14 protein-coding genes and 4 tRNA genes are annotated in these 16,616 nt (G+C 56.6%); 3 read left to right on the forward strand and 15 right to left on the reverse strand.

What is annotated here, in order from left to right:
* The 10 genes from DSL70_RS08765 to DSL70_RS08810 all read right to left on the reverse strand — a co-directional run bounded on the left by DSL70_RS08765 (position 1) and on the right by DSL70_RS08810 (position 9,097).
* Positions 1 to 258 carry a hypothetical protein gene (locus DSL70_RS08765; protein WP_119307541.1) on the reverse strand — a complete coding sequence of 86 codons (258 nt, stop codon included), beginning with the start codon at positions 256 to 258 and terminating at the stop codon, positions 1 to 3.
* Positions 259 to 277: 19 nt separating this feature from the next.
* The gene (locus DSL70_RS08770; RefSeq protein ID WP_119307542.1) at positions 278 to 523 is read right to left on the reverse strand and encodes a hypothetical protein; all 246 of its coding nucleotides are present in this window, start codon (positions 521 to 523) and stop codon (positions 278 to 280) included.
* Between the two features lie 9 nt (positions 524 to 532).
* Positions 533 to 1,582: an NADH-quinone oxidoreductase subunit NuoH gene (gene nuoH / locus DSL70_RS08775; protein ID WP_119307543.1), complete on the reverse strand. Its 1,050-nt coding sequence runs from the start codon at positions 1,580 to 1,582 to the stop codon at positions 533 to 535.
* 12 nt (positions 1,583 to 1,594) lie between these two features.
* The gene (gene nuoG, locus DSL70_RS08780; protein WP_119307544.1) at positions 1,595 to 3,679 is read right to left on the reverse strand and encodes an NADH-quinone oxidoreductase subunit NuoG; all 2,085 of its coding nucleotides are present in this window, start codon (positions 3,677 to 3,679) and stop codon (positions 1,595 to 1,597) included.
* Positions 3,680 to 3,712: 33 nt separating this feature from the next.
* Complete coding sequence (nuoF, locus tag DSL70_RS08785; protein ID WP_119307881.1) at positions 3,713 to 5,017, reverse strand: NADH-quinone oxidoreductase subunit NuoF; 1,305 nt, start codon at positions 5,015 to 5,017, stop codon at positions 3,713 to 3,715.
* 8 nt (positions 5,018 to 5,025) lie between these two features.
* Positions 5,026 to 6,153 (reverse strand): NADH-quinone oxidoreductase subunit NuoE, encoded by a 1,128-nt coding sequence (nuoE, locus tag DSL70_RS08790; RefSeq protein ID WP_119307882.1) that lies wholly within the window; start codon positions 6,151 to 6,153, stop codon positions 5,026 to 5,028.
* A 98-nt stretch (positions 6,154 to 6,251) separates the two neighbouring features.
* Positions 6,252 to 7,442 (reverse strand): NADH-quinone oxidoreductase subunit D, encoded by a 1,191-nt coding sequence (locus tag DSL70_RS08795; RefSeq protein WP_119307545.1) that lies wholly within the window; start codon positions 7,440 to 7,442, stop codon positions 6,252 to 6,254.
* 29 nt (positions 7,443 to 7,471) lie between these two features.
* Positions 7,472 to 8,074, reverse strand: a complete 603-nt coding sequence (locus tag DSL70_RS08800; RefSeq protein ID WP_119307546.1) for an NADH-quinone oxidoreductase subunit C — start codon at positions 8,072 to 8,074, stop codon at positions 7,472 to 7,474.
* A gap of 85 nt (positions 8,075 to 8,159) precedes the next feature.
* Positions 8,160 to 8,741: a NuoB/complex I 20 kDa subunit family protein gene (locus tag DSL70_RS08805; RefSeq protein WP_119307547.1), complete on the reverse strand. Its 582-nt coding sequence runs from the start codon at positions 8,739 to 8,741 to the stop codon at positions 8,160 to 8,162.
* Positions 8,732 to 9,097 (reverse strand): NADH-quinone oxidoreductase subunit A, encoded by a 366-nt coding sequence (locus tag DSL70_RS08810; protein WP_119307548.1) that lies wholly within the window; start codon positions 9,095 to 9,097, stop codon positions 8,732 to 8,734. Before DSL70_RS08810 ends, DSL70_RS08805 begins: the two co-directional genes overlap by 10 nt.
* A 593-nt stretch (positions 9,098 to 9,690) precedes the next feature.
* On the opposite strand from DSL70_RS08810, the gene DSL70_RS08815 reads away from it, so the two are divergent.
* Positions 9,691 to 10,794: a carbohydrate kinase family protein gene (locus DSL70_RS08815; protein ID WP_119307549.1), complete on the forward strand. Its 1,104-nt coding sequence runs from the start codon at positions 9,691 to 9,693 to the stop codon at positions 10,792 to 10,794.
* Between the two features lie 467 nt (positions 10,795 to 11,261).
* Here the strand turns inward: DSL70_RS08815 and DSL70_RS08820 are convergent.
* A tRNA-Asp gene (locus DSL70_RS08820) sits at positions 11,262 to 11,338 on the reverse strand.
* A gap of 43 nt (positions 11,339 to 11,381) precedes the next feature.
* A tRNA-Asp gene (locus DSL70_RS08825) sits at positions 11,382 to 11,458 on the reverse strand.
* 445 nt (positions 11,459 to 11,903) lie between these two features.
* On the opposite strand from DSL70_RS08825, the gene DSL70_RS08830 reads away from it, so the two are divergent.
* Both DSL70_RS08830 and DSL70_RS08835 read left to right on the forward strand, forming a co-directional pair.
* Positions 11,904 to 11,980 (forward strand) — tRNA-Val (locus tag DSL70_RS08830).
* Positions 11,981 to 12,057: 77 nt separating this feature from the next.
* Positions 12,058 to 12,134 (forward strand) — tRNA-Val (locus DSL70_RS08835).
* 500 nt (positions 12,135 to 12,634) lie between these two features.
* On the opposite strand, the gene DSL70_RS08840 is transcribed toward DSL70_RS08835, so the two are convergent.
* From DSL70_RS08840 to lon, 3 genes are all read right to left on the reverse strand, one after another.
* Positions 12,635 to 13,144 (reverse strand): hypothetical protein, encoded by a 510-nt coding sequence (locus DSL70_RS08840; RefSeq protein WP_162916484.1) that lies wholly within the window; start codon positions 13,142 to 13,144, stop codon positions 12,635 to 12,637.
* Between the two features lie 125 nt (positions 13,145 to 13,269).
* Positions 13,270 to 13,548, reverse strand: a complete 279-nt coding sequence (locus DSL70_RS08845) for an HU family DNA-binding protein (protein WP_119307551.1) — start codon at positions 13,546 to 13,548, stop codon at positions 13,270 to 13,272.
* A 295-nt stretch (positions 13,549 to 13,843) separates the two neighbouring features.
* Positions 13,844 to 16,270 (reverse strand): endopeptidase La, encoded by a 2,427-nt coding sequence (gene lon / locus DSL70_RS08850; RefSeq protein WP_245418139.1) that lies wholly within the window; start codon positions 16,268 to 16,270, stop codon positions 13,844 to 13,846.
* Positions 16,271 to 16,616: the final 346 nt, after the last annotated feature.

The raw sequence follows: 16,616 nt of genomic DNA on the forward strand, positions 1-16,616 counted from the left end.
TTACCCTCCAAATGCCGTCAAACCGGCAAACCAACCAACAAACGCGAACAGGACCGGCATCGGAACGCGATAGAAAAACCGCGTCAACCGGGCCATGGTCTCCTTGCTCATCGAGCCGGGAGCAGTTTCCCGTCCGAGCAAAAACCCGTTCTCCTGCGCCCGCAAAACCGCAGGCAACACCACGATGTTGGCAAATACCGCTATAAGGAGCCCGAGAAGGGCGCCAAGACTGCCTGCCATCCAGGGTGTATCAATCATTCAACTCTCCAGCGCGAGCCTAGCCCGCAAGCGAGGCACCAGCCCAATAGCCGATGAACGGAAACAGAAGCTGGGTACCACACCAGATTCCGAACTGTATCCAGTCACCGAATTTCTTCGTATCCGGATGCCGCGCCAACCCCTTGTCCGAGCGAGCCTTCATCCATTTGGCCCCGACAAGGCCGCCAATCATCTTGTAGTCAGCCCAGCCGACCACCCCGCCAATCAGGGCCCCGACCATGCCGGGAAGCGAAAGATCAAACATCACGGTCCCTCACGGTGCCCAACCGGCAAATTGCAGAACCCCGGCCACCAGCACCACATAAAACAGCGACAACGGCAGGAACACCTTCCAGCCAAGACGCATCAGCTGATCGTAGCGATAGCGGGGAACGAAGGCCTTCACCATGGCGAACATGAAGAACACCAGACCGGCCTTGAGAATGAACCAGACAACGCCCGGCAGCCATGTGAACGGCACCACATCCAGCGGCGGCAGCCAGCCGCCCATGAACAGGATGGTGGTCATCGAACACATCAGAGCGATCGAGACATATTCGCCCAGCATATACATCATGTAAGGCGTCGAGCCATATTCGACCATGAAACCGGCCACCAGCTCGGACTCCGCCTCGGCCAGATCGAATGGTGGGCGGTTGGTCTCGGCCAGCGCCGAAATGAAAAAGACGACGAACATCGGGAACAACGGCAGCCAGTACCAGTTGAGGAAGCTCATCGACGGCATGCCGAGCTTGGTTGCAAGGCCGGTTTCCTGAGCGTGCACGATATCGCTGAGATTGAGCGAGCCGACGCACAACAGCACCGTCACGATGACAAAGCCGATGGAAACCTCGTAGGACACCATCTGCGCCGCAGAACGCAGCGCTGAAAGCAGCGGATATTTCGAGTTGGAGGCCCAGCCCCCCATGATGATGCCATAGACGCCGAGCGACGACACCGCCAGCAGATAGAGAATGCCGACGTTGATATTGGAAATCACCCAGCCGTCAGCCACCGGCACCACGGCCCAGGCGGCCAGCGCCACGGTCACAGTAACCAGCGGCCCCAAAAGGAAGATCACCTTGTTGGAGCTCGAAGGAATGACCGGTTCCTTGAGAATGAACTTCAGAAGATCGGCAAAGGACTGGAACAACCCGAATGGCCCGACCACGTTTGGCCCGCGCCGCATCTGCACCGCAGCCCAGATCTTGCGGTCGGCAAGCAGCACATAGGCGATCACCACCAGAAGAACGACCAGCAGCAAGAGGGATTGCCCCACCATGATGGCGCCGGGAATCAGCCAGTTTGTGACAAACTCATTCATCTAGCAGTCCTCTCACTCCGCAGCTTCCGCCTTGTGGCCCTTGGCCAAAGCGCTGCATTCGGCCATGACAGCCGAAGCCCGCGCAATGGGGTTGGTCAGGTAATAGTCCGAAACCGGCGACACCAGCGCCTGCCCCTTGACCGGTTTGGCCTCCTTGGCGAGCGCCTCAATGGTAGCTCCGTCGCCTCTCAGGCACTCATCCAGCGCCCCAAGGGCTGGATAGTCGGCATAAAGCCGTGCCCGCAGCTCAGCGAGGCTGTCAAACGGCAACGTCTTGCCAAGAACGGCTGACAGTGCCCTGAGGATCGCCCAGTCTTCCTTGGCGTCGCCCGGAGCAAAATTGGCCCGGACCGACAACTGAACGCGCCCTTCGGTGTTGATATAGAGCCCGGATTTTTCGGTATAGGTCGCAGCAGGCAGAATCACATCCGCCGCATGGGCGCCGGCATCCCCATGCGAACCGATATAGATCTTGAAGGTCGACCCGAAGCTGTCAAAGGCCAGCTCGTCTGCCCCCAGCAGGAACAGCGCATCGACGCCCCCGGCCTGCATCGCGGCAATGTCCTTGCCACCGGCCTGCGGTTCGAAACCGATCTCCAGAGCACCCACGGCGCTTGCATCGGTGTGCAACACGGAAAAGCCGTTCCAGTCGCTGGAAACAGCACCGCAGGCCATGGCCAGTTTCGCTGCCTGCGCAAGAACCGCGGCACCGTCCTCATGGTTGATCGCGCCCTGCCCGACAAGGATCAGCGGACGTTCGGCCTTGCTGAGCACATCAGAGAATGCACTCTCGCCCTCGGCAAGTCTGGCCAGCACATCGGCACCAGCGCCCAGATAGTCATAGCCATATTTGAGATCAGCCTGTTCGCCGATGACGGCAATCCTGGTGCCGCCAGCCAGCCACGTCTTGCGGATGCGGGCATTGAGCACAGCCGCTTCCATGCGAGGATTGGAGCCGACGATCAGAATGGCGTCCGCCTCTTCAATGCCCTCGATGGTGGCGTTGAACAGATAGGCGGCCCGCCCCATGGCCGATGTCAGCACCGAGCCATCCTGACGGGCATCCATGTTACCCGAACCGAGCGAAGTCATCAGACCCTTGAGCGCATAGAGTTCTTCAACACTCGCCATGGACCCGGCAATGGCTCCGATCCGGTCGCCATCAAGCCCTCTGAGCTTTTCGGCAATGGCACGGAACGCAACGTCCCAGCTGGCAGGTGTCAACTTGCCGTCCTTGCGGACATAGGGCTTGTCCAGCCGCTGCGCTCTCAGACCATCCCAGATGAAACGGGTCTTGTCGGAAATCCATTCCTCATTGACCGCATCATTGACACGCGGCTGAATGCGCATCACTTCCCGACCACGGGTATCAACGCGAATGCTGCTGCCAACCGCATCCATCACGTCAATGGTCTCGGTCTTGGTCAGCTCCCATGGCCGCGCCGTGAACGCATAGGGCTTGGAAGTCAGGGCACCAACCGGGCACAGGTCAATCACGTTGCCCTGCAGCTCGGATGTCAGCGCCGCCTCCAGATAAGTGGTGATTTCAGCGTCTTCGCCGCGCCCCACAAGGCCCAGCTCCTGAATGCCGCACACCTCGGTGGTGAAGCGCACACAGCGGGTGCAATGGATGCAGCGGGTCATGGTGGTTTTCACCAGCGGCCCGATATACTTGTTCTCGACCGCCCGCTTGTTCTCGTGGAAGCGCGAACCGCCCTTGCCGAAGGCCATCGCCTGATCCTGCAGGTCGCATTCACCGCCCTGATCGCAGATCGGACAGTCAAGTGGATGGTTGATGAGCAGAAACTCCATCACTCCTTCCCGCGCCTTCTTGACCATCGGCGACTTGGTAAAGATCTCCGGCGGTTCACCGTCGCGACCGGGGCGCAGATCGCCCACACGCATCGCGCAGGATGCCGTTGGCTTGGGTGGTCCGCCCTTCACCTCGACAAGACACATGCGGCAGTTGCCCGCAATCGACAGACGCTCGTGATAGCAAAAACGCGGAATCTCGGCCCCGGCCTCTTCTGCGGCTTGCAGCAGGCTATATTCCTTCGGGACATCCACTTCTATTCCGTCAACGACCAGCTTTGCCATCGAACGTGTCTCCGTTGCGTTAAAGTCCTTGGCCTATTCGGCCGCTGCCAGCGGGGCCGCATCCTCTTTCGGATTGGCCGTATACTGATCAATTCTCTGTTCAATCACCGGGCGGAAATGCCGGATAAGCCCCTGCACCGGCCAGGCTGCGGCATCACCAAGGGCGCAGATCGTATGACCTTCCACCTGCTTGGAGACCTCGAACAGCATGTCGATTTCCTTCTTCTGCGCCTCGCCCCGCGCCATCCGCTCCATCACGCGCCACATCCAGCCCGTACCCTCGCGGCATGGCGTGCACTGGCCACAGCTTTCGTGCTTGTAGAAATAGGAAAGCCGGGCAATCGCGGCGATGATATCGGTCGACTTGTCCATGACGATCACCGCAGCCGTGCCAAGCCCCGACCCAAGCCCCCTGAGGCTGTCGAAATCCATCGGACAGTCCAAAATCTGGTCTGCCGGGACGCACGGTACGGACGAACCGCCCGGAATGACCGCCAGAAGATTATCCCAGCCGCCACGAATACCGCCGCAATGCTTGTCGATCAGCTCCTTGAAGGGGATCGACATGGCTTCCTCGAAGGTCGCTGGCTGGTTGACATGACCGGACACGCAGAACAGTTTGGTGCCGTGGTTATTCTCGGCGCCGAAGCCCTTAAACCAGTTGGCCCCGCGCCGCAGGATTGTCGGTGCAACAGCAATGGATTCGACATTGTTGACCGTTGTCGGGCAACCATAAAGGCCACAGTTGGCCGGAAATGGCGGCTTGAGGCGCGGCTGGCCCTTCTTGCCTTCGAGCGATTCCAGCAGCGCCGTTTCCTCGCCGCAGATATAGGCCCCGGCACCATGATGCACGATAATGTCGAAGTCGTAGCCGTGAATGTTGTTCTTGCCGATGAGACGCTTCTCATAGGCCTGATCGACAGCGGCCTGCAACCGCTCGCGCTCGCGCATGAACTCGCCGCGCACATAGATGAACGCCGCTTCCGCATTCATCGCAAAACCTGCGATCAGACAGCCCTCGACCAGATGGTGCGGATCATTGCGCAGGATCTCGCGGTCCTTGCAGGTGCCCGGCTCGGATTCATCGGCGTTGACGACCAGATAATGCGGCCGCCCTTCCTGCTTGGGTGGCATGAAGGACCATTTGAGCCCGGTCGGAAAGCCTGCTCCGCCGCGTCCACGCAGACCGGACGCTTTCATCTCGTTGATGATCCAGTCGCGACCCTTCAATAACAACCCGCGGGTGCCATCCCATGAGCCGCGCTTCAGCGCCCCTTCAAGGCCCCAGTCATGGATGCCATAGATGTTGGTAAAAATCCGGTCTTCGTCCTCGAGCATCACGGCCATTATGCATCACCTCCGCTCTTGCTGGATGAGACCGCACCGGCCTGTACCCGCTTGGAAAACTCTGTCTCTTGGCCGGACGCCAGCACTCTGGCCTGCTCGATCCACTGCTCACGGGCAATCCGCCCACGGAAAGCGAGCTGGCCATCGACAAAGGCGGCGTTGTCATCGGACCAGCTGGCAATCTGGGCAAAATGGAACACGCCGAGTGCATTCAGCTTCTGCTCGATCTTGGGGCCGATACCGCTGATTTCCTTGAGATTGTCCGCCTTGCCATCAAGTGGCTCGGACAACAGGGTCGGAGCCTCACCTTCGCCAGCAGGCTTTACTGCCGGTGCAGGCTCTGCCTTGACCGCAGAAGATTTGGCAGCCTTACCTTTTGCTGGTTTTTTCTCGGCAGCTTTCGCTGGGGTGGCGCCTTCAGGCTTAGACTTGGTCTCCGGAGCCAGTTCTGCCGCTGGAGCTGTCTCGACTTCTGTCTCGCCCATGTCTGCCCCAAGTCCCCATTTCACACGGGAGCCATCATAGAGCGACGGATCGGTGAGCGTAACCGGGCCACTTGCCGGTGCCGACCCCTGACGGCCTGTCTGACTGCCCGGCGCGACCGGTTCATCCTTGCCGATCTTCTCGATTAGCTCTTCAAGGATTTCCGGCGTCAGATCCTCATAGGTGTCCTTGGAAATCTGGACCATCGGTGCATTGACGCAAGCCCCGGCGCATTCGACCTCTTCCCACGAAAAATTGCCGTCCTCGGACAGGGCAAACTGCTTTTCGGCGATCTTGTTCTTGCAGACGCGGATCAGGTCCCCCGCGCCCCGCAGGCGACAGGGTGTCGTACCGCAAACCTGGATATGAGCTTTTCTGCCCACTGGCTGCAGCTGGAACTGGGTGTAGAATGTCGCCACTTCGAGAACGCGGATATATGCCATGGACAGCATGTCCGCCACATATTCGATGGCGCGCTGGGTGACCCAGCCTTCCTGCTCCTGAGCCCTCATCAGAAGCGGAATCACGGCAGAGGCCTGACGCCCCTCGGGATATCGACCAATCACGCTATGGGCCCATTCGAGATTCTCCTTGGAGAATTCGAAACTGGCTGGCTGTTCGCTATGCAGGCGACGGACACTCATGTCTGCCGTTCCTCGTTTCTGTTTCGATCCAACCGCGATGCGATCGGCAACCGAAGTTAAAATCATGAGGCCGAACAAGCGGCCCGAATTGCATGGGCCTAGCGGTCCACCTCGCCAAATACCAGATCAAGCGACCCGAGAATGGCAGACACGTCGGCCAGCTGATAGCCGCGAGACAGGAAGTCCATCGCGGACAAATGCGCAAAGCCCGGCGCCCTGATCTTGCATTTGTACGGCTTGTTTGAGCCATCCGAGACCAGATAGACACCAAACTCACCCTTGGGGGCCTCCACCGCGGCGTAAACCTCGCCAGCAGGCACATGGAAGCCTTCCGTATGCAGCTTGAAGTGATTGATCAGCGCTTCCATCGAGCGCTTCATCTCGCCGCGCGTCGGCGGCACAATCTTGTCATTATCAGCACAGACCGGCCCCTGCCCCTGAGGCTGGCGTAGTTTGGTGATGCACTGGCGCATGATCCGCACGGACTGGCGCATTTCTTCCATGCGCAACAGATAGCGGTCGTAATTGTCGCCATTCTTGCCGATCGGAATATCGAAGTCCATTTCAGCATAGCATTCATAGGGCTGGCTCTTGCGCAGATCCCACGGCACACCGCAGGAGCGCACCATCGGCCCGGAAAAGCCCCAGGCCCAGGCATCATCCAGATCAACGATACCGATGTCGGCGTTGCGCTGCTTGAAGATGCGGTTGTCTGTCAACATCGTGCCGATGTCGTCGACCACCTTGAGGAATGGATCGCAGAAGGCCTCGATATCATCGATCAGCGTTTCCGGCAGGTCCTGCCGCACGCCACCGGCGCGGAAATAGTTGGCATGCATGCGCGACCCGCTGGCCCGCTCATAGAACACCATCAACTTCTCGCGCTCTTCAAAGCCCCATAGAATCGGCGTGAGCGCGCCGACGTCCATCGCCTGCGTGGTGATGTTGAGGATATGGTTGAGAATCCGTCCGATCTCGCAATAGAGCACGCGGATCAACTGCCCACGCCGCGGCACCTCCAGCCCGAGCAGCCGCTCGACCGCCAGACAGAAGGCATGTTCCTGATTCATCGGGGCAACATAGTCGAGCCGGTCGAAATAGGGCGTTGCCTGAGCATAGATCTTGTGCTCGATCAACTTCTCGGTGCCACGATGCAACAGGCCGATATGCGGGTCGACGCGCTCGACGATCTCGCCATCCAGCTCCAGCACCATACGCAACACCCCGTGGGCAGCGGGATGCTGTGGGCCAAAGTTGATATTGAAGTTTCTGACCTGTTTTTCAGCCATGTCGCGCCTGTCCCCTCCCGGTCCCTTTATCAGCCTTCGGCCTTTTCATCGCCGGGAAGGACATAGTCAACGCCCTCCCAGGGACTGAGAAAATCAAAATTGCGAAACTCTTGTGCCAGCTTTACTGGCTCATAGACGACGCGCTTCTTCTCATCGTCATAATGCACTTCATAATAGCCCGTCAGCGGGAAATCCTTGCGCAGCGGATGCCCATCAAAGCCATAGTCGGTCAACAGCCGCCGCAGATCAGGGTGCCCGAGAAACAGGATGCCGTACATGTCATAGGCTTCCCGCTCGAACCAGTTGGCACCAGGAAAGACACCGCAGATCGAGTCGACCGGCATGTCCTCACCCGTCGAGATCTTGACACGCACACGGGCGTTCTGTTTTGGGCTGAGCAGATGATAGACCACCTCGAACCGCTGGCCTCGCTCGGGATAATCAACTGCCGTCACGTCGATGAAGGAAACGAACTTCAGGCGCGGATCATCACGCAGCACCCGGATGACCTCGACAATATCGGTACGATTGGCAAGCACCGTCAGCTCACCGAAAGACACACGCCACTCAATGATCTTGTCGTCCAGAACAGCCTCGATATAGTCACCGAGATCTCTCAGCGTCTCATCCATCGCTTGTCGTCCTCTTGCAAGCCTTGACAGCCCTCGCCGCGGATGGCCTTCAGCCACGGGCGGAGCTGGAAATCAGTTCGTCATCTCAGCGCTCGATTGAGCCGGTCCGCCGGATCTTCTTCTGCAGAAGCATCACGCCATACAGCAGCGCTTCGGCCGTCGGAGGACAGCCGGGTACATAAATGTCGACCGGGACCACGCGGTCACAGCCTCTTACAACACTATAGGAATAATGATAATAGCCACCGCCATTGGCGCATGACCCCATGGAAATCACATAGCGCGGCTCGGGCATCTGGTCATAGACCTTGCGCAGCGCCGGAGCCATCTTGTTGGTCAAGGTGCCAGCAACGATCATCACGTCAGACTGGCGCGGCGAACCACGCGGCGCAAAACCGAAGCGTTCGCAGTCATAGCGCGGCATCGACATCTGCATCATTTCGACTGCACAGCAGGCAAGCCCGAAGGTCATCCACATCAGCGACCCGGTCCGCGCCCAGTTGATCAGATCATCGGTCGCAGTTACCAGAAATCCCTTGTCCGAAAGGTCCTCGCGCATCTGCGCAACAAACGGATCGTCATGACCGATCGGCTTTCCCGTGCGGGGATCGATGATCCCCTTGGGTGCCTGGGCGATCATTGTCTGATTGCCATCGCTCAATCCCATTCCAGCGCCCCCTTCTTCCATTCATAGACGAATCCCACTGTCAGGATTGCCAGAAAGATCATCATGGACACGAACCCGAACATCCCGAGATCGCCGAATGAGACCGCCCACGGGAACAGGAACGCCACCTCGAGATCGAAAATGATGAACAGAATCGCCACCAGATAGAAACGAACATCGAACGGCATGCGCGCATCGTCAAAGGCGTTGAACCCGCATTCGTAGGCAGACAGTTTTTCAGGATCGGGATTTTTGAACGCCACAATGAAGGGCGAGACAAGCAGGGCAAGACCAATAATCAGAGAGATGCCGATGAATATGAGAATGGGAAGATATTCTTTTAAAAGCTCTTCCATGACAGTCGGTCCTCTCGACTAGGGTCCCTCGCTTGACAAGACTCCTAGGTTTCGGTCTTGCGGTGTCATTCTGTCAAGCGAAATCTAAGACAGGATAAAGGCTGTGGTCCTTGGCAACCTCGACGTCAGCACGATTACCTTAGCAGAAACACTTAAGCAAGAGCCGTTGTCCAATTTTGTCGCAGATAGCGACTAACAGCGGAGACAACGCCAATACTGATGCACAGGCAGAAATGCAATCCTCGCGACAACACGTACGCCAAAAGTTGTTCGTTCCTCCCGGTCTGTCCTTCATCATTGTCCATCCCGGTCCTTTCCCTCAAACCCAGACCGTAGACGCTCCTCGAAAGCTCCGATCGAAATGGATGCAACAGGGCTTCGGCGGGCATGAAATTTATACTATAGTCGGAGTTTGACCAAAATAACTCTGTGAAATTCACGGATTCTATTGTAAGCCAAGCGGCAAGTTTGATTTTTTTTGAGGCGAGAACAAAAAAACCAAATTAACAATTGCAGACGCAGAATTCCATTTGAGCGACGGGACGCTCGCTCTTCAGTCTTCATGACCATCAACCCAAAATGAGGCAAGTCTGATGAAAACAGCAACAATCGGCTCCGCAATGATCGACATCATTACCATTGTTGCCGACAATGACATTGAGCGCATTTCCATGACGAACGCGCACAATTCTTTTTTGATGCTCGAGCAAGGTCGCAAAGTTGATGCCCTCAACATCTCCACCCATGTCGGCGGTGGCGCAATCAACGCTGCGGTCGCCCTGTCACGCCTTGGCAACGAAGTGACCCCCAACGTCAAGATTGGCGAGGACATTGAAGCCGAAATGGTTCGCCAGCTTCTGGCACGCGAAGGCCTGTCTGACAAGGGGCTGATGACAACGGACAAGGCAATCACCGGCTGTTCCGTCATGATCGCATCCCATGACCGCAATGCCTCCATCTTCACCGCCCGTGGTGCAAACTGCCGCGTGACCGACAAAGACATCTATGAAGGCATCTTCGATGGCGCAGAACTCCTGCATATTGCGCCGATGTCCAATGAGTCGGCCGAAGCCTTCCCGATCATCTGCCAGCGCGGCAAGGAAGCCGGTGCATTTGTCGTGGCCAACCCGGGCGAACGCCAGATTGATCGCCGCGGCAAGGAATTCCTCGATACCGCCAAGAATATCGACCTCATCAACATCAACCGCGCTGAAGCCGAACTGATGATGCCGGCCCTTCTCGACTACACCCAGCATTCCAACATGCGCACGGTGAAGATGGACCAAAATGCCAGCAAGAGCCTGATGACTCGCGGTCTGATCATGGATCACGTCCACTGCTCCCTGTCCGGCTTCATGTCTCTGCTGATGTCGATTGGCCCGAAATATGTACTGATCACCGACGGCACCGGCGGCGCCTATCTGAGCAGCGAAAAGGGTATCTACCATTGCCCGATCAAGAAAACCAACGTCCGCGGCACGGCGGGTGCAGGCGATTCCTTCACCTCGACCTTCGGTGCTATTCTGGGCAATGGCGCTTCGCCGGAGAAAGCCTTGCAGCTGGCAACGATCAACTCGTCCTCTGTCTGTGAGTATGTCGATACCCAGAGCGGCCTGTTGACCCTCGAGGAGATCGAGAAACGCTACGAAGTCGACAAGGCAAGCCTGCCGGTCGATTTCTGGCCATGGCAGGACTAAGGGATCATCGATCCAGTCCACAACAGATCCAAGAAGGGCTACAGCTTACGCTGTGGCCCTTTTCTTTTTCCGGGCAGGTGTCTCACGGCAATCAGGCACAAACCGCCACACAGCGCCATCAGGGCCGCCAGAGCCACAGGAGAGCAGAAGGGAAAGGAAGAGAGAGGGATCAGAGCCGTTGACGGCCAGATGGCTCGAATGCCGCGTTGTTCATGATGCGTCTCTCAGAGCACGTTAGTCCTATCACCCTGTCCAGCACGGGTAGAGCCAACAGAACCAATCACAAGACGGTCAAGAACAGACAGAGCGCATCACTCCCGAACCATTCCAGACAGTTGTGCCAAATTGTTCTAGGCCAAATAGTCCAGAGCCAAATTGTTTCGGGAAACCAACAAACGGCAAAAACGAGCGTAAGTTCAACGCCCGAAATCGTCACATCAATGTCAAAGGAGAGTGCCATAAGAAAATGGCGAGAATGACGGGACTCGAACCCGCGACCTCCGGCGTGACAGGCCGGCGCTCTAACCAACTGAGCTACATCCCCGCATTTTGATCCAGACACGAAATGTCCAGGAGCGGTTTCGGGATGGCGAGAATGACGGGACTCGAACCCGCGACCTCCGGCGTGACAGGCCGGCGCTCTAACCAACTGAGCTACATCCCCATTACCCGAACCACACTGTTCACCGCCGAAGCTTGATGTTCCGTGTGGAGTGGCGCTGAAATACGACGGGGACGTGACTAAGTCAAGCACTGAAAAAAGTCTTTTTGAAAAAACTTCACAGCCCATTTTCAGAACCGGCAAATTCCTGCGGTTTCGCTTGTTGGAAACATATGGTTATCCAAAGGCACGTTCAAAATCCCCGCCTTTATCCTCAAGGATGGAGGGGAAATCAACTGGTGGTCGACTAAGGAGGAGATGACAAAAACTCCTCGCCAGACCATCAACCGGCATCCGACGCGAAGCCAGGTCAGCCCCGCGCCAGCAGAAAAAACACAGCCCCTCCCCGTCACGCGCGATTTCCCCAGAGAATGAATTTCCGTGTCATTTTTTTGTTGCATGCCCGGCACTCAGCCTCTAAAAGCAGCTCACGCACACGTTGGCGCAAGGGTGTTTAGCTCAGCTGGTTAGAGCATCTCGTTTACACCGAGAGGGTCGGGAGTTCGAATCTCTCAACACCCACCATTCTTCTGCAAGTCATTGCAAGAGACATACCGACAGCATTCAATGCAATCGGTTGAGCCCAACGTTAAGACAAGGATGGGTGTTTAGCTCAGCTGGTTAGAGCATCTCGTTTACACCGAGAGGGTCGGGAGTTCGAATCTCTCAACACCCACCATCCTTCCCCAAACCTTGCCTCGTTTTGAGCCCACCTCACCTCTTGGCTGCTCAGTTGCATAATACGCGTGTGCTTTAAACCCAGGGCACGCGATCCTTTGGCGAATCCAATGGCATTGCCGCTTCTGAAAGTGTGTCAGCAGAATCAGAGTGAAGGGGAGACGTCGTCTTGTAGCTGATGAGAACCGGGCGCCAACTATATATTGGCACCCTGATGGCACCCTGATATTCACGAACCCGTTCATCGCGATATTTCTGAGCGATATGGCCATCAGGCACTGACCGCTCCCATCAACGGATTCGGGCTTCGTTCTTGCTCTTGGGCCCCTCTTGTTCCAAGCGCTTTAGCCGATCTCGTGATGCGCTCCGTCACTGCGGAAACGGAAAATCTCACCAGCGAATTGAAGGGGGCAATCGTCCTCCGAGGAACCCTGCTGGTCCCGCTGGCCGCCGCCTTCATCTTTTGGGTCCGGATGATGCTGCCGTAACGCTCTCCTTCAATTACGCCACATGATGCCTGAGCGATTGCAGGAAGGCGTGCACACGCTTTTCCGTGCCCGTCCCTTCAAATTCCTCAAGAAGCTCCTCAGTCCAGCCGTCAGCCGGATTCAGATCGGTCAGAAGCCCATCATAGCGGTCGATTTCCTCATCGGTCAGCGGCAAACGGGAAGCAGCCTGTAGCAGACTGAGCAATTCGTGAACCTTCAGCATGATGACAAAGGCTCGGGTCATCGGATCGAGCAGCTTGGGATTGTCGCGCCAATTGCGCCCGCCGAACACTTCCTGTGTCACGCGCTGGCCAGCCCCCTGACAATCAAAATGCATGCAGCCGCGATAGCCCTGCCGCTCCCGCTCCTCGTAGATCTTGCAAGTCTGCCCCTCAGACAACTGCGGGCACACTTCACCATTTGGTTTGTCGATCGGAAAGTCATCCGATTTGTCAAACGCCAGACACACGCAGCACAGCGCCGCACAACTCTTGCAATCGGGGCTCAGAATTGAATCAGCCATCCACCAGCCTCTCCGGTCTTTATAAGGTCGCAGTTAGATCGGGCGCATCCCACCCGGAAACAAAAACCCCCGATTCAGCAGGAACCGGGGGTCAAATTCTCGAAACGGTATGAAACATGCCGTCCTTATTTGCTGTTAACAGCGTCCTTGAGACCTTTACCAGCCTTGAATTTCGGCGTTTTGGAAGCCGGAATCTGAATGGTGTCGCCAGTGCGAGGGTTACGGCCTTCAGTCGCAGCACGTTCGGTGACAGAGAAATTGCCAAAGCCGATGATACGGACTTCATCACCGCTTTTCAGAGTGTCGGAAATGATGTCAAACAATGCATCAACCGCTTCGCCAGCCTGAGCTTTGGTGAGATCTGCCTTTTCCGCAACCGCAGAGATCAGTTCGTTCTTGTTCATTTTAATTTCCTTTTCGGTTCAATCGCAAAAGCTCGAAGTCTTTCACAACGCTTCACCACTAAGAATCAACACACCTTGGGAAATACCAGACGCGGAATGCGACCATCTGGCGAATTGGGTCAGAAATCAAGAGGGAATTTCGCAGAAATCAGCCATTTCTGACGGTTTAAACAGGAATTCACAGCTGCAAAACGAAAAAAGGCTCTTCCAGTACAGGAAGAGCCTTATTTTTTGTTCCTGGCCTTATCTACGAGGACCAGAATCGACCAAAATCAGCCAGTTGATTCTCTTTCAATCAGTGAGCAACCGAAGCGTTTTCCTCGTTTTCCTGTTGCAGACTGGCCTCAGGCATCTTGCTTTCATCCCACTCGATCGGCACCAGTTTCTCAACAAGAGCATGCTCAAGCACCTGGCCAACATTGTTGACCGGAATGATTTCCATGCCGTTCTTCACATTGTCCGGAATGTCCACCAGATCCTTGGCATTCTCTTCCGGAATCAGAACAGTCTTGATACCACCGCGCAGGGCTGCGAGCAGTTTTTCCTTGAGACCGCCAATCGGCAGAACGCGACCACGCAGGGTGATCTCGCCAGTCATGGCGATGTCCTTGCGCACCGGAATGCCGGTCATGATGGACACGATAGCGGTTGCCATGGCGATACCAGCAGACGGCCCATCCTTCGGGGTTGCCCCTTCGGGAACGTGGACGTGGATGTCGCGCTTGTCGAACATTGGAGGTTCGACACCGAAATCCACCGCCCGCGAGCGGACATAGGATGCCGCAGCCTGAATGGACTCCTTCATCACGTCGCGCAGGTTGCCTGTGACCGTCATCTTGCCCTTGCCCGGCATCATGACGCCTTCAATGGTCAGCAGTTCGCCGCCCACTTCCGTCCATGCCAGACCGGTAACGACTCCCACCTGATCAACGGCATCGATTTCACCGAAGCGGAACCGTGGCACGCCAAGATAGTCCTCGATATTGTCGACGGTGACGTCAACCTTGTCGAGTTTCTTCATGATCAGATCCTTGGTCACCTTGCGGGCCAGCTTCATCAGCTCACGCTCGAGGTTACGCACACCGGCTTCGCGGGTGTAACGCTGAACCATCATCCGGAGAGCATCATCAGACAGGCTGAATTCGCCCTCTTTCAGACCATGATCGGACAAGGCCTTCGGCAGCAGATGGCGCCGCGCGATTTCCACCTTCTCGTCTTCGGTGTAACCGGCGATGCGGATCACTTCCATACGGTCCATCAGAGGAGCCGGAATATTGAGCGTGTTCGCCGTGGTGATGAACATCACGTTCGAAAGGTCATATTCCACTTCCAGATAATGGTCCATGAAGGTGCTGTTCTGTTCCGGATCCAGCACTTCCAGAAGCGCCGAAGATGGGTCGCCACGGAAGTCCATGCCCATCTTGTCGATCTCGTCGAGCAGGAACAGCGGGTTGGCCTTCTTGGCCTTCTTCATCGACTGGATCACCTTGCCCGGCATGGAGCCGATATAGGTCCGGCGATGACCACGGATCTCGGCCTCGTCGCGCACGCCACCAAGGGCCATACGAACGAATTCACGGCCGGTTGCCTTGGCAATGCTCTTGCCCAGCGAGGTCTTACCGACGCCCGGAGGACCAACCAGACACAGGATGGGACCCTTGAGCTTGTTGGTGCGGGACTGCACGGCCAGATACTCGACAATGCGCTCCTTGACCTTCTCAAGCCCATAGTGATCCACATCGAGAATCTCCTCGGCCTTCTCGAGGTCGACCTTGACGCGGGATTTCTTGCTCCACGGAATACCGAGCAGCCAATCCAGATAGTTGCGCACGACGGTCGCTTCGGCGGACATCGGGCTCATCTGTTTCAGCTTCTTCAGCTCAGCCTCGGCCTTTTCCTTGGCTTCCTTGGACAGCTTGGTCTTTTCGATCGCCTGTTCCAGTTCGCGAATCTCGTCCGCGCCTTCTTCGGAATCCCCAAGCTCCTTCTGAATGGCCTTCATTTGCTCATTCAGATAGTATTCGCGCTGGGTCTTCTCCATCTGGCGCTTGACGCGACTGCGGATGCGCTTTTCGACCTGAAGAACAGAGATTTCACTCTCCATCAGGCCAAGCACCTGCTCCAGACGCTCAATCACGCTGACGATACCAAGAATTTCCTGCTTCTCCTGGATCTTGATCGCCAGATGGGAAGCCACGGTATCGGCTAGTTTGGAATAGTCGTCGATCTGGGACACGGCCCCGATCACTTCAGGTGAAACCTTCTTGTTCAGTTTCACATAATTCTCGAATTCGGTCGCAACCGAACGGGCCAGGGCCTCGACCTCGACGCGCTCGCCATCTTCGTCATGCAACACGGTTGCGGTTGCCTCATAGAGGTCGTCGCGTTTGGTGAAGTCACCGAGCTTGGCGCGGTTTACACCTTCCACCAGCACCTTCACAGTGCCGTCAGGCAGCTTGAGCAGCTGCAATACGCTGGCCAGAGTGCCGATCTTGAAGATGTCCTCGGGAGCGGGATCATCATCACCGGCGTTCATCTGCGTGGCCAACAAAATCATCTTGTCGGACTGCATCACCTCTTCGAGGGCACGGATCGATTTCTCGCGGCCGACAAAAAGCGGAACAATCATATGTGGAAAGACAACGATGTCTCTCAGTGGCAAGACCGGATAAGTATCCGAAGCCATCGGGTTGGCTGCGCCAATCACAGGTCCTTCGGTCATGCTTTCCTACCTTTCTTGGATCATTGACCCTTCCCGTCAGAGACAGGGTACATCTGCGGCCCTTGGCCCGCAATAAAGCCGATACAGTGTCCTACGCTCTGAAGGAGCCGTTGGACCAGAAATGTCACCGGCGGATGAACAGGGTGAGACTCACACACAAACAAAAACGTCTCACGGTACCATTTAGTTGGGGCTTCGCGATATGCTTTTCAAGTCACTCCACAAGCCCTTGTCAACTTTGTGAAAAAAGACTTGAGGCCAGATGGCCAGATGCGCAACCGAAGCTCCGGTTTACCCTTGCAAGAACAGCGCCAGACAGGTGCCAGTCCATTGACAAAAAAGGCGA

It is taken from the genome of Cohaesibacter haloalkalitolerans (assembly GCF_003574655.1).
Lineage (GTDB): Bacteria > Pseudomonadota > Alphaproteobacteria > Rhizobiales > Cohaesibacteraceae > Cohaesibacter > Cohaesibacter haloalkalitolerans.

What these genes read in the sequence shown, in the direction of transcription:
- DSL70_RS08765 (WP_119307541.1), bottom strand. Translation starts at nt 258, where the DNA reads ATGATTGATACACCCTGGATGGCAGGCAGTCTTGGCGCCCTTCTCGGG.
- DSL70_RS08770 (WP_119307542.1), bottom strand. Translation starts at nt 523, where the DNA reads ATGTTTGATCTTTCGCTTCCCGGCATGGTCGGGGCCCTGATTGGCGGG.
- nuoH (WP_119307543.1), bottom strand. Translation starts at nt 1,582, where the DNA reads ATGAATGAGTTTGTCACAAACTGGCTGATTCCCGGCGCCATCATGGTG.
- nuoG (WP_119307544.1), bottom strand. Translation starts at nt 3,679, where the DNA reads ATGGCAAAGCTGGTCGTTGACGGAATAGAAGTGGATGTCCCGAAGGAA.
- nuoF (WP_119307881.1), bottom strand. Translation starts at nt 5,017, where the DNA reads ATGCTCGAGGACGAAGACCGGATTTTTACCAACATCTATGGCATCCAT.
- nuoE (WP_119307882.1), bottom strand. Translation starts at nt 6,153, where the DNA reads ATGAGTGTCCGTCGCCTGCATAGCGAACAGCCAGCCAGTTTCGAATTC.
- DSL70_RS08795 (WP_119307545.1), bottom strand. Translation starts at nt 7,442, where the DNA reads ATGGCTGAAAAACAGGTCAGAAACTTCAATATCAACTTTGGCCCACAG.
- DSL70_RS08800 (WP_119307546.1), bottom strand. Translation starts at nt 8,074, where the DNA reads ATGGATGAGACGCTGAGAGATCTCGGTGACTATATCGAGGCTGTTCTG.
- DSL70_RS08805 (WP_119307547.1), bottom strand. Translation starts at nt 8,741, where the DNA reads ATGGGATTGAGCGATGGCAATCAGACAATGATCGCCCAGGCACCCAAG.
- DSL70_RS08810 (WP_119307548.1), bottom strand. Translation starts at nt 9,097, where the DNA reads ATGGAAGAGCTTTTAAAAGAATATCTTCCCATTCTCATATTCATCGGC.
- DSL70_RS08815 (WP_119307549.1), top strand. Translation starts at nt 9,691, where the DNA reads ATGAAAACAGCAACAATCGGCTCCGCAATGATCGACATCATTACCATT.
- DSL70_RS08840 (WP_162916484.1), bottom strand. Translation starts at nt 13,144, where the DNA reads ATGGCTGATTCAATTCTGAGCCCCGATTGCAAGAGTTGTGCGGCGCTG.
- DSL70_RS08845 (WP_119307551.1), bottom strand. Translation starts at nt 13,548, where the DNA reads ATGAACAAGAACGAACTGATCTCTGCGGTTGCGGAAAAGGCAGATCTC.
- lon (WP_245418139.1), bottom strand. Translation starts at nt 16,270, where the DNA reads ATGACCGAAGGACCTGTGATTGGCGCAGCCAACCCGATGGCTTCGGAT.